We start from the raw sequence: 15,782 nt of genomic DNA, 5'->3' as shown, positions 1-15,782 counted from the left end.
GACCCGATTCCATGCAAGTCAACAGTGTAGACGAACTGATCAGCGACATTCGCCAGGGCCGCATGGTGGTGCTGGTGGACGACGATGCCGACAGCCTCAACGAAGGTGTGGTGATGGTTGCCGCCGAGCACGTCACCGCCCAGCACGTCAATTTCATGGCCCGCCAGGCCCGCGGTCTGGTCTGCCTGGCCCTCACCGAGGAGCGCTGCCGGCAGCTCGACCTGCCGCCCATGGTGCCCGCGGCCCACGGCGAGAAGTCCAACTTCACCCTGTCCATCGAGGCCACCGAGGGCATCGATACCGGGATTTCCGCCGCCGACCGTGCGCGCACGGTGCAGGCCGCGGTGGCGCCCCACGCCAAGCCCTCGGACATCGTGCAGCCGGGGCATATCTTCCCGCTGACGGTGGTGCCCGGGGGCGTGCTCACCCGCGCCGGTCACACCGAAGCCGCTTCCGACTATGCGCGCCTCGCGGGCCTGCTGCCGGCGGCGGTGATCGCCGACATCCTGACCCCGGAGGGGGTGCTGGCGGACGGCGCGGCGCTGGTGGAGTTCGCCCACAAGCACGGCCTGAAAATCGGCACCATCGCCGACCTGATTCACTTCCGCATGGTCAACGAACGCACTGTCCACCGCATCCGCGAAGGCGAGATCGATACCGCCCACGGGCGCTTTCGCCTCACCGCCTACCGCGAATCCGGCAGCCGTGGCGTGCACCTGGCCCTGTCCATGGGCGAGATTCGCGAGGATACGCCGACCCCGGTGCGGGTGCATGTCACCTCCACCCTGCGCGACCTGGTCACCAGCCAGCTTCCCGACCGCCACTCCTGGAGCATGAATGCCTGCCTGGCGCGGGTGGCCCGCGAGGGACACGGGGTGATCGTGCTGCTGGCACGGGACGAGTCCGCCGAGCAGCTGCTGAACAGCATCGACCTGGCCCTGGGCAATGCCCCGGTGGAATCCGTCGCCCCGCCGGACATTTACACCAGTGTCGGCCTCGGTTCGCAGATCCTCAAGGATCTCGGCGTCGGAAAAATCCACCTGATGGGCGCGACCATCAAGTACAATGCCATCTCCGGTTTCGGGCTCGAAGTCGAGGACTACCTGAGCCCCGTCGCCGACTGAATTGCACACAAGGACTAGCCGCATGCACCAGATCAAGACCATCGAGGGAGATTTCACCGCCAGCCGGGGCCGTTTTGCGCTGGTGGTGGGGCGCTGGAACAGCTTCGTGGTAGAGCACCTGCTGGAGGGGGCGATCGATACCCTGCGCCGGCACGGCGTCAAGGACTCCCAGCTGACCATCGTGCGCGCCCCCGGCGCCTTCGAGATTCCCCTGGTCTGCCAGCGGGTGGCGAAGCAGGGCAATGTCGACGCCATCATCGCCCTGGGCGCGGTGATCCGCGGCGGCACCCCGCATTTCGAGTACGTCGCCGGCGAGTGCACCAAGGGCATTGCCCAGGTGAGCCTGGAGCACGGCCTGCCGATCAGCTTTGGCGTGCTTACCGTGGATTCCATCGAACAGGCCATCGAGCGCTCCGGCACCAAGGCCGGCAACAAGGGCGCGGAAGCGGCCCTGTCCGCCCTGGAGATGGTCAACCTGCTGGGCAAGGTCGGGGGCTGAGCGCGTCACCGTGACCAAGAAGACGCTGAATACCCTGGCAGCCGAGCGCCACAAGGCCCGCCACTACGCCACCCAGGCCCTCTACCAGTGGCACATGGCGGAGGCCCCGATCACCCAGATCGAGGCCGAGTTCCGCAGCGACTACGATTTCAGCCACGTCGATGTCGACTACTTTCATGCCCTGCTGCACGGCGTGCCCGCGGTGGTGGACGAGCTGGAGGCGGTGATCGAGCCGCTGCTGGATCGCAAGATCAGCGACCTCGACCCCATTGAGCGCACCCTGCTGCGCATGGGCGTGTTCGAGCTGCGCGATCGCATCGACGTCCCCTGGAAGGTGGTGATCAACGAGGCGGTGTCCCTGGCGCGCAAGTTCGGGGCCACCGACAGTCACAAGTACATCAACGGCGTCCTCGACAAGGCCGCCCGCTCCCTGCGCCAGGCGGAAACCGCCGCGGCCCGCTGATGCCGGCGGACGAGTTCAGCCTGATTGCCCGCTATTTTTCCGCCTATGGTCGCGGCGAGGGCGTCGACCTCGGCGTGGGCGATGACTGTGCCATCCTCAGTCTGCGTCCCGGCGAGCGCCTGGCCACCTCGGTGGACAGCGCCGTCGAGGGGGTGCACTTCCCCGATTTCACCCTGCCCGAGGACACCGCCTACCGCGCCGTGGCGGCGGCCGCCTCGGACCTCGCGGCCATGGGCGCGCGCCCCCTGGGTATGACCCTGGCCCTGACCCTGCCCGAGGCGGACGAGCTGTTCCTGCACAGTTTCAGTCAGGGCCTGGGTCGCGCCGCCAGCGACTTCGCCCTGCCCCTGGTCGGGGGCGATACCACCCGCGGCCCGCTCACCGTCACCGTGCAGGTCTTCGGTGCGCTGCCGGCCCACCAGGCGCTGCTGCGCGGTGGGGCCCAGGTGGGGGATGAACTCTATGTGTCCGGTACCCTCGGCGACGCCGCCGGCGGGCTGGCCCTGCTGCGGGGTGAATGGCACAGTGACGAGAGCTCCGAGGCCTTTCTCGAGGGCCGCTTTCACCGGCCCACCCCGCGGCTGCTGCTGGGGCAGCAACTACTGGGGCTGGCCAGCGCCGCCATCGATATCTCCGATGGCCTGCTCGCCGATGCCGGGCATATTGCCGCCGCTAGCGGCGTGCGCCTGCGATTCGACCCCGGCCGGCTGCCGCTGTCTCCGGCCTTGCTGACTCATTCCGATCGCGAGCAGGTACTGCACTGGGCGCTCAGCGGCGGCGACGATTACGAGCTCTGTTTCACCCTGCCCCCCGGCATGGAACTGCCTCCCGGCTGCGCCCGCATCGGCGAGGTACTGGCGGGGGAGGGGGTCGAATGCCCCGGGGCCCCTGCGCTCGACGGCTATCGGCATTTTTAGGTGATTGAAGGATTACCAGAGGGTTCGGACATGTTCGTAGTGCCGGATTTTCTCGTCGGCTGTAAGCAGGGGTGCATTCAGGTGTCGGGCGAGAGCGACGATCATGCGGTCGGCGGGATCCTTGTGGAATTGGCCCGGTAGTCGGGTGGACTCGATGGCAACAGCAGTGTCGACGGGCAGGAACTGCAGCCCTTCAACGGCAGAAATTTCGCTTATCCAGTCGTCAACACCCATGGTGAGGCTGAGGCGACCGAGTGATACCAGCATGGCAATCTCCCAGGCGGTTATCGCGGAAACTGCGACCAGGCCCACCGGAGACTGCAGCTCCTGTTCGATTGCAGCGCTGGCGGCAGATGAAAGCTGAGGCGCATGGTTGACCCACCAGACCAAGACATGGGTGTCCAGAACAATCAATCCAGTGCCTCCCAGTCTCCCTCGGCGACCGGTTCAGTCGGCCTCTCGTAGCGGACGACACTGCCCCTCAGCTTTTCCCGTGGGGACCGCTGGTCGCTGCGGTATCGACGCACTTCGACCACCGGCTTGCCTCTGTCTGTAACCACTAAAGGTTCGCCTGATGATTCCACCTGGCGAAAGTATTCCAGCGCTCGAGCCTTGAATTCCGACTTGGTGACATGAATTGAGCTCATGGCTTCTTCCTGACTATATGCGATAGTCATAAGGTAGCGCTCCTCCAGTAGTCATGGCAACTAGTCATTTCGCGGGGCCGACGAGTCGGCGGTGCATTCGAACTCTCATGTCATCTTTCAGTGCTCTCGCCTATAATCTTGCGTTGAGGATGCATTTTGTAGCAAATGGCTACATTTGATGGTTTTTTTGAAGAGGCGACCGACTTTTCAGAGGAACCCTGAGCGCGCAGTGCCCCGTCTTTGCTCTGATTGGGGCAAAGCCACCATCACGGACGACCCGCCAATGCCACAGGCCCCGACTCCCTTCCGCAGCCCCGTGCAGTTTCTCGCCTTCGGCTTTGGCAGTGGGCTGTCGCCCAAGGCCCCGGGGACCGTGGGCACCCTGGCGGCCGTGCCTGTCTACCTGCTGGTGGCCGACTGGCCGCTCTGGGCCTACAGCCTGCTGGTGCTGGCCGCGGCGGTGGTCGGGGTATGGATTTGCCAGCGGGCCAGCGACCAGCTGCAGGTGCACGACCACCCGGGCATTGTCTGGGACGAATTCGTCGGTTACTGGATCACCCTGTGGGCAGTCCCCGCGGACTGGTTGTGGATTGCCATCGGCTTCGTCGTTTTCCGCATACTGGATATTGCCAAGCCCTGGCCGATCAGCCACCTGGACCGCCAGGTGAAGGGCGGTTTTGGCATCATGATTGATGATATTCTTGCCGGTGTCATGGCCTGCGCGATTCTGCATGTGGCGCTCTGGGGGCTCGGATGATGGCTGGAACCGCTTTTTTCCCGCGTACGGCGCTGCTGCTGGTGGCTTTACTGCTGGTGGCGCGGGTGTCTGCCCAGCCGCCGGTGGCAGTCCAGGTGGAAGCCCTGCTGCCCAACACGGCGGTGCTGATGATCAATGGCCAGCGCAAGACCCTGCGCGCCGGCGACAGCTTCCAGGGGGTGACCCTGGTCAGCGCGGATGCCCGCGCCGCGGTGCTGGAGATCGACGGCAAGCGTCAGACGGTTGGCCTCAATCGCATGATTACCACCCAGTATGTAACGCCCGACAAGCGCCAGGTGGACATCCCCCGCAACAACCGCAACCAGTACGTCACCACGGCCCGCATCAACGGCCGTACCGCGCCGGTGATCGTGGATACCGGGGCCAATATCGTGGCCATGAACAGCGGTCAGGCGGAACGCCTGGGTATCGACTACCGCAGCGGCAGCCCCTCCCGGGTGGAGACGGCCAGCGATGTGGTCGATGCCTGGGTGGTCAAGCTGGACAGCGTCGAGGTGGGGGGGATCCGCGTGGACAACGTCCGGGCCTCGGTGATGGACGGCAATTTCCCCGCCACCATCCTGCTGGGCATGACCTACCTCGAACATGTGGAGCTACAGGAAAAGGATGGGGTCCTGAGCCTGTCCCGGGGCTGGTGACGACTATCGCCCCAGCGGATAGTCGCCGCCCTGGTCCGGTGGAATGAAAGCGCCCGCAGGCGATCCCCATGCATGCCCCATAAAAGTGCTAAACTACCGCCCTTTTAGCCCAAGCGGACCAGCCCAGTGTCAGTACGTTTTGTAGAATCCTCGCGCCTGCCCACCCAGTGGGGCGTGTTCGATATTCACGGCTTCGAGGACCCCCAGGCCAACAAGGAGCACGTGGTGCTGACCATGGGCGACGTCAGTGACGGCGAGCCGGTACTCTGCCGCATCCACTCCGAGTGCCTGACCGGCGACGCCCTGTTCAGCCTGCGCTGCGACTGTGGCAACCAGCTGGAGGCGGCCCTCAGCGCCATCGCCAGGGAGGGCCGCGGCGCGATTTTCTACCTGCGCCAGGAAGGTCGCGGCATTGGCCTGCTGAACAAGATCAAGGCCTACAAGTTGCAGGACGCCGGCGCCGACACCGTCGAGGCCAACGAACAGCTGGGCTTTGGCGCCGACATGCGCGACTACAGCATCCTCGGCCCCATGCTGCGCCACCTGAAAATCCAGAAAGTCCGCCTGATGACCAACAACCCGCGCAAGGTCGCCGCCATGGAAGAAAATGGCGTGGAGGTGGTCGAGCGCGTGCCCCTGCATTGCAGTAGCAATCCGCATAACGAGAAGTACCTGCTGACCAAGGGCGCCAAGCTGGGGCATTTGTTTCAGGCGGATTAGCGGGGGCGGCGGGCAAGAGCCTCGCGCTTGTTTGAGACAACAGGGGCAGCGGGGGCTGAGCCCGAATTGTCGACGGGCAGCGTTAGTCGAAAGGCTCAACGGTGACCGGCACGTTGCCGATCCGCGGCATTCCCGTATAGGGGTCGAAATCCACCTCGGTATTCAGCAGGCGCCCGGTATTGCTGCCCAGCTCCCGGAATCGGGCTTCCTCGCCCGGCAGTCCGCCAAAACCGTGTGTCATGGCAATCACCCCCCGGCGCAGGGTGGGGTCGGCTTCTACCACGGCGGGAATCGCATCCCAGGGTGAACGCAGGCGGATGGATGTCCCGCTTTCCAGGCCCAGGCTGGCCAGGTCATCCGGGTGCATCAGGGCCGGGTTCCAGGGCTTGGCGCCCTGGAGCCGGCCAATGTTGCGACCAGTGGAATTCATGAAATTGTTGCTCCGGCGCGGCACCAGTCGAAAGGGGTAGCCCGCGTCGGTGCAGTCGGTCGCGGCGGCGTGCCAGTCCCGCAGCTCGGCGAGCATCGTCGGGTCATCCAGGCGCAGTCTCGCTTCACAGTCCGGCTCCGCGGGCTCCACGCGCAGCTCAATGTCGCGCAACAAGCCGTGGGGATGTGCCTGGATGTCGTCCCAGTCCAGTCGCGCGTTGGCATAGAGGCACCGATACAGGGTTTCCGTGTCCAGTATCGCGTCCCGAGTGAGCGCGGTGCTGGTCATCGGTGCTTCGCTCCAGCTGCCGAAACCATAGGCCGAGACCAGTTCCAGGTCGAGCGCCAGGTGACTGGCGACCTCGCGCAGGAACTGCCACTCCTCCACCAGGTCCGAGCCCGCCGGCGGATCGACAATGGCCGGGCTGACCTGGGCGTAGGCAGCCGGGATGCCCATGCCGAGACCGTAGTACTTGCCGCCTTCGGCGGGCTGAGTCGTGCCGGGGGTTTCCAGGGTCATGCGCGGCGCGATGACGTAATCCGCGAGGCGCGCGGTCTCCGACAGGAAAGGGTCGAAGGTCACCAGGAGGTCGAGGGTCTGCATGGCTGCCAGCGTCTTGCGCTGGTCGGGCCAGGCGGTCATCGGGTTCCCACCCAGGCAAATCAGGGCCTTCACCTGGCCGTCGCCCTCCAGCAGGATTTCCTCCGCCAGGCCTGCAGTGGGCATACCGGCGACGGAATTGGCCAGGCCGCGCACCCGCAGGGCTTCGCCAAACCCCCAGGCGGGGAACGGCGGGCTGGCCTGCGCCCGGGGTTGCCAGGGGGGCAGCAGGGCATTGGGGCGCGTCGCGACATCGCCGGCACGAGGCCAGCGGCCACAGAGCGTCGTGAGACAAAGGGCCAGGTATTCGGTGAGGTTCGCGTGCATCGAAAAGCTGGCGCCAGTACCCGTGTTCACCGCCCCCTTGCGCGCACCCGCGAACAGGCGTGCAGCGGCCTTCAGTTGCTCGGCATCCACTCCGGCCCGCGCGGCCGCGACCTCGGGGGTGAAGGGCGCCAGAGCTCGCCGCAGGTTCTCCATGCCCTCGACGTGGACCTCAAGGAAGGCGTGGTCCTGCAGCTCCTCCTCGAGGATCAGGTGGATCATGCCCGCCAGCAGCGTGGCGTCCTGCCCCGGTCGTGGCTGCAGGTGTATGGTGGCGCGGCGCGCGGTTTCCGACTCCCGGGGGTCGATAACGATCAACTGCATGCCCCGCTGCTGGGCGTCCTTCAAATGTTGGGCAGGATTCTGGCAGGGTACGCCGGCGGCCTTGGAAATCACCGGATTGACCCCGATCAGCAACCAGGTGTCGGCGTCTCGGAAGTCCTGGTCGCCCCCACACCAGATACCGTGCAGGGCCTGGGCGATCTGCTTGTTCGGCTGGTCGATGGTGTTGGCGGTAAAAAACATCGGCGAGCCCAGTGCCTGCAGGAGGGCAAAGGCGACCGGTGGCCCCAGGGGGTAGGGTAGTGAGTTGGTGCCCACGTAGACCGCGACGGCGCGCGGCCCGTGCTGCTCGATGATCTCAGCGATACTTGTTGCGACCTCGGCGGCAGCTTGGCCGCTGGGTACCTTCTGGAGGTCACCCTCGTCGTTGCGCTTGAGGCTGTGGAGCAGCCGGTCAGGGTGGTTGTGCAGATCGGGGAGGGCGCGGCCCTTGGGGCAGGTGTAGCCGCGAAACAGCGGGTTGGCGGGATCGCCGCTGACGCGCGTGAGCTTGCCGTCCTCTACCGTGGCGAGAATGCCGCAGTGAGCGATGCACAGGCGGCAGATACTGGGGATTGTTTTGGCCATGGGCTGGCTCTGCGGTTTTTATAAGTTCCCCGGATAGTGGCTAGTGGGTGGGCCCCTGTCAACGCGCGATCTGGCTATTGAGCGCCGGGGTGTAGGCGACCCTTATAGCCGAGTTCGCGCTTGGTATGGTTGTTTATAACGGGAATGCGTCTCCGCGGAGACGCAGGGTAAACAGGGAGGCAACTGGGCAGATTCATCATGCGCGGCGCTGGACGATAAAGCGGGCCAGTGCGCGCAGCAGGTCGGCGTCTTGTCCCAGAGGTGCAAGGGCCTCCAGAGAGGATTCCAGAAGGTGGCTTGCCGTCTCCCGGGCGCCCTCCAAACCCAGCAGCCGTACATAGGTGGCCTTGTTGGTCGCGGCGTCCTTGCCCCCGGTCTTGCCCAGCGTGGCGCTCTCCTCTTCCACATCAAGGATGTCATCCACCACCTGGAAGGCCAGGCCGACAGCTTCCCCGTAGCGCTTAAGAGCGTCCAGCCTTGTAGCGGATGCGCCCGCCGCCAGTCCACCCATCAGCACCGCGGCACGGATCAGTGCGCCGGTTTTCAGGCGGTGCAGGGTCTGCAGCTCCTCAAGGGAGAGTTCCCGACCCGTGGCGGCGATATCCAGATACTGACCGCCCACCATGCCCGAGAAGCCGGCTGCACGGGCGAGCTCGGTGCTCAGCGCGACCTTTTGCCCGTCGTCCAGCGCCGGGCTGGTGGCGAGTAGCTCGAAAGCCAGGGCTTGCAAGCCGTCCCCAACCAGGATGGCGGTGGCGTCGTCGAAGGCCTTGTGCAAGGTGGGACGGCCACGGCGCAGGTCGTCGTCATCCATGGCCGGCAGGTCGTCGTGAAGCAGGGAGTAGGTGTGAACCAGCTCCAGGGCGACTGCCACCGGGTCGATCTGGCCCTGCTCGGCATCACTCAAGCCAACGGCTCGGGCGGCAGCCCAGGCCAGGGCCGGACGCACACGCTTGCCGCCGGACTGGAGGGCGTAGTCGATGGCCGGGTGAAAATCCCGAGGGATGCCCGGTGTGGAAATGGTAAGCTGTGACAGCAGCTGCTCGCAGCGGGTGACGGTGTCCGCCAGAAAGGCGTCCAGTCCAGGCATCACTGGTCGTCCTCGCCTTCCTCGAAGGGTTCGGGGACAGGCTTGCCGTCCTGCTCGAGCAGGGTCTGGACCCGCAGCTCGGCGGCCTGCAGGGCCTGCTGGGCCTCGCGTATGAGCTTGATGCCCTTCTCGAAGTCCTCGAGGGATTGCTCGAGGGGGGTGTTGGGGTCTTCGAGTTGGGTGACCAGGGTTTCGAGCTCGGTCAGGGTGGTGGCGAAGGTTGGTGTTGGTGGTTTTTTGGGCATTGGATTGCAGCTAGTTGGGTGCTTGAGGTAAGCATCATAACAGTGGAGCACCTCATTTTGGTGTCCTTATGAGCTTGCGGCGTGCAGGAGCTCGGGCTGCGCCAACCACTACTTCAAGGTTGGGCTGTCACCAATCCTAAGGTCTGGTCTTTCGTTAGACAGGAACCACTCATAGGTTGTTCTTAGGCCAGCTTCTAACGGTATCTGGGCGCGCCAGCCCAATGCCTTGAGCTTCGATACATCCAGCAGCTTGCGCGGCGCGCCATCGGGCTTACTGCTGTCAAATACAAGCCGGCCGCGAAAGCCGGTAATTCTAGCGATGGTCTCCGCCAGGTCGCGAATCGTGCAATCCAGCCCGCTGCCGACGTTGATGTGGGACATCATCGGTTGGGTATGCTCCTTGTACACCGCATCCGGGAGGTCCATCACATGCACGCTGGCGGCAGCCATATCGTCGACATGCAGGAACTCCCGCATCGGTGTGCCGCTGCCCCAGATCACCACCTCTTCTGCACCGGCTTGCACCGCTTCGTGGAAGCGGCGCAGCAGGGCGGGTACCACATGGCTGTTCTCCGGGTGGAAGTTGTCACCGGGGCCGTAAAGGTTGGTGGGCATGACCGAGCGGTAGTCGCGGCCGTGCTGACGGTTGTAGCTCTCGCAGAGTTTGATACCAGCAATCTTCGCGATGGCGTAGGGTTCGTTGGTGGGTTCCAGAACGCCGGTGAGCAGGGCGTCCTCGCGCATCGGCTGGGGGCCCAATCTCGGGTAGATACAGGAGGAACCCAGGAATAACAGCTTCTGAACGCCAGCCTGATGCGCGGCATGAATGACGTTGGCCTGGATCAGCAGGTTGTCGTAGAGAAAGTCGGCTGGGTAGCTGCTGTTGGCGTGAATTCCACCGACTCTCGCGGCTGCCAGATAAACCTGGTCAATGCCGTGTTGGGCGAAGAAGTCCTCCACTGCCGCCTGGCGGGTCAGATCCAGCTCTGCATGGGAGGCCGTAACCAATTTGCAGTCGGCGCGGCCCTTGAGTTGCCGGCAGAGGGCGGAGCCGACCATGCCGGTGTGTCCGGCAACATATATTTGCTGAGTGCCCATTAGTTTTCTACCGTCATCGGGGAGTCGAGCCCATGCTGGCGAAGGAAGGCGTGCCTTTGCGCTTCCTTAAGATCCTCCGCAACCATCTCCGCGCACATTTGTTGCGCGGTGATCTCCGGCTCCCAGCCCAGCACTTCCCGCGCCCGGCTGGCATCCCCCATGAGGGTGGCAACCTCCGCCGGTCGGAAATAGCGTGCGTCCACGCGCACGATGGTATCGCCGATTGCAAGAGCGGGCGCGCTGTCGCCCTCAATCCCTTCTACAATCCCCACCTCGTTCAGACCCTCGCCCTCAAAACGCAGCTGCAAACCCAGCTCGGCGGCGCTCCATCGGACAAATTCGCGTACGGAGTACTGCTTGCCGGTGGCAATCACGAAGTCCTCGGCGTGGTCCTGCTGGAGCATTAGCCACTGCATGCGCACGTAGTCCCGGGCATGCCCCCAGTCACGGAGTGAGTCCATATTGCCCATATACAGGCAGTCCTCCAGCCCTTGGGCGATATTGGCAAGGCCGCGGGTGACCTTGCGGGTGACGAAGGTCTCTCCCCGGCGGGCGGACTCGTGGTTGAAGAGGATTCCGTTGCAGGCGTACATACCGTAGGCTTCGCGGTAGTTCACCGTGATCCAGTAGGCGTAGAGCTTGGCGACGGCATATGGGGAGCGGGGATAAAAGGGGGTGGTTTCACGCTGGGGGGTTTCCCGTACCAAGCCGTAGAGCTCGGATGTCGATGCTTGGTAGAACCTTGTCTTGCGTTCCAAGCCCAAAAGCCGAATAGCTTCCAAGATACGCAAGGTGCCCATAGCGTCCACATCCGCAGTGTACTCCGGTGACTCGAAGCTCACTGCGACGTGGCTTTGGGCACCCAAGTTGTAGACCTCATCCGGTTTGACCTGTTGGATGATGCGGGTAAGGCTAGAGGAATCAGTCAGGTCACCGTAGTGAAGGATAAACCGCTGGTTGTCGACATGGGGGTCCTGGTAGATATGATCCACCCGCTGGGTGTTGAACAGCGATGCCCGGCGTTTGATGCCGTGAACCTCGTAGCCCTTTTCCAGCAGGAGTTCGGCCAGATAGGAGCCGTCTTGGCCGGTGACGCCGGTGATGACTGCTTTGCGGTGCATAGGTAGCTCTATATTGGGACGGGGTCAGCCTGCATCCTACATGGGCTCAAGCAGATGGCGAAATAGCGGGAAACGCAAATATGCTGCCATCCATTGTGGGGGCGGGAAATTTGTGTGTGATAGACTCCGAGCGGGCTCGCGCCAATAATAGCGCTCAAACCTGGTTCAGTGAAACGGCAGGGCAGCAACTTCCAGAGCGGCAAAGCAGATGAATCCGACGCTGTCTAACCATCAATGAAACTTATCCCCCGTGTGATTCAACGCCGTATCGCGCATCGTCCGAATCTGGTGAAGATCGCCGATAACATCGGCTGGCTATTCTTCGACAAGATACTGCGCATGGGTGTCGGTCTGTTTGTAGGTGTGTGGATTGCACGCTACCTTGGGCCAGAGCAGTTTGGGCTGCTGAACTTCGCCCTAGCATTCACCGGTCTGTTCGGTGCCATCGCTACGCTTGGCTTACCGGGTATCGTCGTGCGCGACATTGTCAGGGACCCGGATAACGCCAGGATCACTCTCGGAACAGCGGCACTGCTGCAACTCCTCGGTGGGATAGGGTCATACCTGCTGATCCTCGGCGCTATTGCCTACCTGCGGCCGGATGATGCTCTGGCGCGCAGCATCGTCGCAATTCTCGGTTCGACGATGCTGTTCAAGACCAGCGAGATTGCTGTGTACTGGTATGAATCGCAGGTGAAGTCTAAATATGTCGTATGGGTGCAGAACGGCGCTTTCTTGATATTTACCGCGATCAAAGCATTGCTCATCCTGCAGCAGGCAACACTCATCGTGTTTGTATGGGTCATGCTCGCCGAGGCAGCATCGGTGGCAACGCTCCTGTTTTTGGTATTGGGATTCCGAGGCCCTGCACTTACAAGCCTGAGAGCCAGCACGACACGAGCTAAAAGTTTGTTACATGATAGTTGGCCGCTTGTCCTTTCAGCGATCGCTGTCATGGTTTACATGAAGGTTGATCAAGTCATGCTCGGGCAGATGATCGGCGATGAAGCGGTAGGTATTTACAGCGCGGCAGTGCGTATCAGTGAGGTATGGTATTTTCTTCCAATGGCGATTGTTGCGTCAGTATTTCCGGCAATTCTCGAAGCAAAGAAGCGCAGTCACGCGGAGTACTATGCGCGTTTGCAAAAGCTCTATGACCTTATGGTAGTTATTAGTGTGGCAGTTGCTTTCCCTATGACCTTTTTGGCAACGCCGCTCGTCGGTTTGTTGTTTGGAAAGGCTTATCTCGCCTCTGGAGCTATTGTAGCGATACACATCTGGGCGGCGGTATTTGTTTTTCTCGGCGTGGCAAGCAGTAAATGGTTTCTGGCGGAAAATCGGCAGGTACTGAGCTTGCAAAGAACGGGTTTGGGCGCTGTTGCGAATGTTGCTCTGAATTTTTGGTTGATCCCGATTTATGGGGCTGTTGGTGCGGCAATTGCGACAGTTATTTCACAGGTAATTGCCGCTTGGTTATTTGACCTCTTACAGACGTCTACTCGGCCGATGTTTTTTATGAAGCTAGCTGCCATGAGCCCGTTGCGAATTTTGCAATTTTTGCAATTCAAGAGCTAAAGAGAAATGCTGGAGCAAATTGTCCATATATATGCTATCGTTTTTTCGAGGAGGTGTTTCGAAAAATTCAACAAACTCTTGTTTAGGCTGTCTCTCAGCGGCTTGGGTATTTTAAATTATAGGAACTCTACCGCCAGTGGCGAGCGTTCATTCCTGAAAACGTATCTTCCTGGTAAAAAGGGTGTTTTGATTGATGTCGGAGCAAATAAGGGTTGCTACAGCAAAGAGGCGCTTGAGTTCAATCCAGAGTTGAGCATCTACGCCATTGAGCCTCATCCTGCGACATTTGAGTTGCTGTCTGCTGCTTTTGGTGGTGTGAAAATTGTCACCATCAACAAGGGCCTATCTGGAGAAGCTGGCGTACTAAAACTTTACGATTATGCAGATAAAGATGGCTCGTCGCACGCGTCTCTGTTCGAGGATGTGATTACGGAGCTCCATGGGGCCGGTATGGCGGTAGCGCATGAAGTTGAAGTGACAACTCTTGATGAAATAGTCGCTAAAAACGGTATCGGTGAAATTTCGCTTTTGAAAATAGACACCGAGGGAAATGAGTTAGAAGTGCTCCGAGGGGGTGCGAAATCCTTGTCTGAAAGAAAGATAAAGGCTATTCATTTCGAATTTAATGAAATGAATGTATCTTCAAAAGTTTTCTTTCGGGATTTCTGGAGAATGCTTGCAGGATACAAGCTCTATCGTTTGCTGCCCAATGAAATGCTTGAAATAAAAAACTATAGCCCGCTCGGATGTGAAATCTTTGCGTATCAAAATATTGTGGCGATTCTTGATGAATAATGGATGAAAAATTATAATTTCGCACCCGAATCCTTGTCACTGACGGCGCTGGCTTTCTCGGATCGCATTTGTGAAAACGGCTTCTGAATGAAGGTCATGATATCATTTTTCTGGACAATTTCTCTGCCGGCGCCAGTGATAAAATCACGCATCTGCTCCACAATTCCCACTTTGAGCTGTTGCGACATGATGTGACCTTTCCCCTCTGTGTCGAAGTCGATGAGATCTACAACCTGGCATGATTTCCAGGCCGCGGATGCACCTCAATGATGGAAAGTGGTGTCCAACTTCATCATGCAAGCGCTCCGCAATGAGCCAGCTACTCCCTTCGGGGACGGCAGGCAAACGAGGTCGTTCTGCTATGTGGGCGACCTTATCGAAGGCATTGTGCGGCTGATGAATAGCGTCGACCAAGTGGCGGGCCCAATGAACCTGGGTAATCATAACGAGCTTACGATGATTGAGGTGGCAAAGGCGATTCACAGCCTGATAGGATCAAGGTCCGAGTCTATCTACCTGCCTCTGCCCGCGGATGACCCCAGGCAGAGGCAGCCAGATATCACAATGGCGAAAGAGACTTTAGAGTGGGAGCCAAGGATAACGATGGAAGAGGGGTTGAAGAAGACTATTGCATATTTTGACGAATTGCTAAAAGGCTGAGATCAATGGCTGATCTCTCCACACATCCAGAACACCTTAGCACGGCAGTCCTCTTTCTGATATTTAATCGCCCGGATACCACAGCTAAAGTTTTTGAGGAAATTCGCCGCGCGAAACCCCCTCGCTTGTATGTTTCCGCTGACGGTGCGCGCGAAGGAAATGAAGGAGAGCTTGCGCGAGTGGAGGCTGCTCGCTCCGTCGCAACAGCGATAGACTGGCCATGCGAGCTCAAAACTCTATTCCGTGACAAAAATCTCGGATGTAAACGTGCGGTCAGTGAGGCCATCACGTGGTTCTTTGAGCACGAAGAGCAAGGTATTATCCTCGAGGACGACTGTTTACCGCATCCGGACTTTTTTCGATTTACCGAGCTGGTTCTTGATCGGTATAGAGATGATGAACGAGTTTCGGTCGTTACTGGCGATAATTTCCAGAACGGGATACATCGTGGGAGTGCCTCCTACTACTTCTCCAAATACAATCACTGTTGGGGCTGGGCGAGCTGGCGCCGCGCATGGCAACACTATCAAGGAGACCTGTCGTTTTGGCCCGAATGGTCACAGTCCGCTGATTGGCGGGACAAGATACCGGATCCTACGGAGCGACGTTATTGGGCCAAAATTTTTCAGCGTGTGCATGCCGGAAAAATAGATACGTGGGACTATCCCTGGACTGCAAGCCTCTGGTTTCAAGGAGGTCTCACGGCTACGCCGAATGTTAATCTAGTTAGCAATATTGGTTTTGGGTCTGACTCGACTCACACTAGGGTGGAGGATAGCCCTCTCGCTGCAATACCGGTCGCGCCAATTGGGGAAGTTGTCCATCCAGCTGATGTTGAGCATAGCGTAGAAGCGGATAAATATCTGTTTGAGTATTCTCTCGGTGGCAGGTCACTAGGTTTTCCCTATAATTTTCTCAAATTTCTTCGAAGAATAATTTGGTTTCTTTGTGGGCTCGTGAGAAAATATGTCGCCTGGCCTTAACTGCTTTTCAAATAAGATTTTTAATTAGCGCTGCCGAGTATATTTGAGTTTCTTGATCTGTGATCTTTGCGTTCCTATACCAGGGGTGGAAAAATCTTTAACTTTTTTTCTGGTTCTTCGTCATTTCATGTGGATTTCAGGATCGAGCCCGCAGGGCTGGCAATCA

Annotated in this window: 19 protein-coding genes; 11 read left to right on the top strand and 8 right to left on the bottom strand. The window is 60.3% G+C overall.

All coding sequences use genetic code 11. The features are described from left to right. Positions 1–11: 11 nt before the first annotated feature. Genes ribB through thiL form a run of 4 tightly spaced genes read left to right on the top strand, consistent with a single transcriptional unit; the run spans position 12 to position 3,003 of the window. On the top strand, positions 12–1,124 hold the full coding sequence (gene ribB / locus ACYVGS_RS16095) for a bifunctional 3,4-dihydroxy-2-butanone-4-phosphate synthase/GTP cyclohydrolase II (RefSeq protein ID WP_460589706.1): 1,113 nt from the start codon (positions 12–14) through the stop codon (positions 1,122–1,124). 22 nt (positions 1,125–1,146) lie between these two features. After that, entirely contained in the window at positions 1,147–1,623 is a 477-nt protein-coding gene (gene ribH / locus ACYVGS_RS16090) for a 6,7-dimethyl-8-ribityllumazine synthase (protein ID WP_460589705.1), read from the top strand. A gap of 10 nt (positions 1,624–1,633) precedes the next feature. Continuing rightward, entirely contained in the window at positions 1,634–2,086 is a 453-nt protein-coding gene (nusB, locus tag ACYVGS_RS16085; protein WP_460589704.1) for a transcription antitermination protein NusB, read from the top strand. Continuing rightward, the gene (gene thiL, locus ACYVGS_RS16080; protein ID WP_460589703.1) at positions 2,086–3,003 is read left to right on the top strand and encodes a thiamine-monophosphate kinase; all 918 of its coding nucleotides are present in this window, start codon (positions 2,086–2,088) and stop codon (positions 3,001–3,003) included. The genes nusB and thiL overlap by 1 nt, the downstream gene beginning before the upstream one ends. A gap of 12 nt (positions 3,004–3,015) precedes the next feature. Here thiL and ACYVGS_RS16075 read toward each other — a convergent pair whose 3' ends face one another. Together ACYVGS_RS16075 and ACYVGS_RS16070 are read right to left on the bottom strand one after the other, a co-directional pair. After that, entirely contained in the window at positions 3,016–3,417 is a 402-nt protein-coding gene (locus tag ACYVGS_RS16075; RefSeq protein WP_460589702.1) for a type II toxin-antitoxin system VapC family toxin, read from the bottom strand. Then, entirely contained in the window at positions 3,414–3,650 is a 237-nt protein-coding gene (locus ACYVGS_RS16070) for a type II toxin-antitoxin system Phd/YefM family antitoxin (protein ID WP_460589701.1), read from the bottom strand. Before ACYVGS_RS16070 ends, ACYVGS_RS16075 begins: the two co-directional genes overlap by 4 nt. A 283-nt stretch (positions 3,651–3,933) precedes the next feature. Here ACYVGS_RS16070 and ACYVGS_RS16065 point away from each other — a divergent pair, with 283 nt between their 5' ends. The 3 genes from ACYVGS_RS16065 (at position 3,934) to ribA (ending at position 5,786) form a co-directional block, all read left to right on the top strand. Further along, complete coding sequence (locus tag ACYVGS_RS16065) at positions 3,934–4,407, top strand: phosphatidylglycerophosphatase A family protein (protein WP_460589700.1); 474 nt, start codon at positions 3,934–3,936, stop codon at positions 4,405–4,407. Then, positions 4,404–5,066: a TIGR02281 family clan AA aspartic protease gene (locus ACYVGS_RS16060; RefSeq protein ID WP_460589699.1), complete on the top strand. Its 663-nt coding sequence runs from the start codon at positions 4,404–4,406 to the stop codon at positions 5,064–5,066. The genes ACYVGS_RS16065 and ACYVGS_RS16060 overlap by 4 nt, the downstream gene beginning before the upstream one ends. Positions 5,067–5,192: 126 nt before the next feature. Next, entirely contained in the window at positions 5,193–5,786 is a 594-nt protein-coding gene (ribA, locus tag ACYVGS_RS16055; protein ID WP_460589698.1) for a GTP cyclohydrolase II, read from the top strand. An 82-nt stretch (positions 5,787–5,868) separates the two neighbouring features. On the opposite strand, the gene ACYVGS_RS16050 is transcribed toward ribA, so the two are convergent. The 5 genes from ACYVGS_RS16050 to gmd form a co-directional block, all read right to left on the bottom strand. Next, complete coding sequence (locus ACYVGS_RS16050) at positions 5,869–8,049, bottom strand: molybdopterin-containing oxidoreductase family protein (RefSeq protein ID WP_460589697.1); 2,181 nt, start codon at positions 8,047–8,049, stop codon at positions 5,869–5,871. Between the two features lie 196 nt (positions 8,050–8,245). Next, a complete protein-coding gene (locus tag ACYVGS_RS16045) occupies positions 8,246–9,139 on the bottom strand; it encodes a polyprenyl synthetase family protein (protein WP_460589696.1) in 894 nt (297 codons plus the stop codon). Next, positions 9,139–9,384: an exodeoxyribonuclease VII small subunit gene (locus ACYVGS_RS16040; RefSeq protein ID WP_460589695.1), complete on the bottom strand. Its 246-nt coding sequence runs from the start codon at positions 9,382–9,384 to the stop codon at positions 9,139–9,141. Before ACYVGS_RS16040 ends, ACYVGS_RS16045 begins: the two co-directional genes overlap by 1 nt. 108 nt (positions 9,385–9,492) lie before the next feature. Continuing rightward, positions 9,493–10,482: a GDP-L-fucose synthase family protein gene (gene fcl, locus ACYVGS_RS16035; protein ID WP_460589694.1), complete on the bottom strand. Its 990-nt coding sequence runs from the start codon at positions 10,480–10,482 to the stop codon at positions 9,493–9,495. Further along, complete coding sequence (gmd, locus tag ACYVGS_RS16030; RefSeq protein ID WP_460589693.1) at positions 10,482–11,603, bottom strand: GDP-mannose 4,6-dehydratase; 1,122 nt, start codon at positions 11,601–11,603, stop codon at positions 10,482–10,484. The genes fcl and gmd overlap by 1 nt, the downstream gene beginning before the upstream one ends. 252 nt (positions 11,604–11,855) lie before the next feature. Here gmd and ACYVGS_RS16025 point away from each other — a divergent pair, with 252 nt between their 5' ends. Both ACYVGS_RS16025 and ACYVGS_RS16020 read left to right on the top strand, forming a co-directional pair. Next, positions 11,856–13,178 (top strand): flippase, encoded by a 1,323-nt coding sequence (locus ACYVGS_RS16025; RefSeq protein ID WP_460589692.1) that lies wholly within the window; start codon positions 11,856–11,858, stop codon positions 13,176–13,178. 6 nt (positions 13,179–13,184) lie between these two features. Further along, positions 13,185–13,973, top strand: a complete 789-nt coding sequence (locus tag ACYVGS_RS16020) for an FkbM family methyltransferase (RefSeq protein ID WP_460589691.1) — start codon at positions 13,185–13,187, stop codon at positions 13,971–13,973. Positions 13,974–13,984: 11 nt separating this feature from the next. Here ACYVGS_RS16020 and ACYVGS_RS16015 read toward each other — a convergent pair whose 3' ends face one another. After that, positions 13,985–14,161, bottom strand: coding sequence for a hypothetical protein (locus tag ACYVGS_RS16015; RefSeq protein WP_460589690.1), 177 nt, complete (start codon positions 14,159–14,161; stop codon positions 13,985–13,987). 91 nt (positions 14,162–14,252) lie between these two features. Between ACYVGS_RS16015 and ACYVGS_RS16010 the strand changes: the two genes are divergently transcribed. Beyond that, positions 14,253–14,633 carry a GDP-mannose 4,6-dehydratase gene (locus ACYVGS_RS16010; protein WP_460589689.1) on the top strand — a complete coding sequence of 127 codons (381 nt, stop codon included), beginning with the start codon at positions 14,253–14,255 and terminating at the stop codon, positions 14,631–14,633. A gap of 5 nt (positions 14,634–14,638) precedes the next feature. Next, on the top strand, positions 14,639–15,616 hold the full coding sequence (locus tag ACYVGS_RS16005) for a glycosyltransferase family 2 protein (protein WP_460589688.1): 978 nt from the start codon (positions 14,639–14,641) through the stop codon (positions 15,614–15,616). The last annotated feature ends 166 nt before the right edge of the window (positions 15,617–15,782 follow it).

The organism is Haliea atlantica (assembly GCF_054779855.1).
Note: the sequence above shows the minus strand (reverse complement) of the source record. Positions and strands in the feature narration are given on the sequence as shown.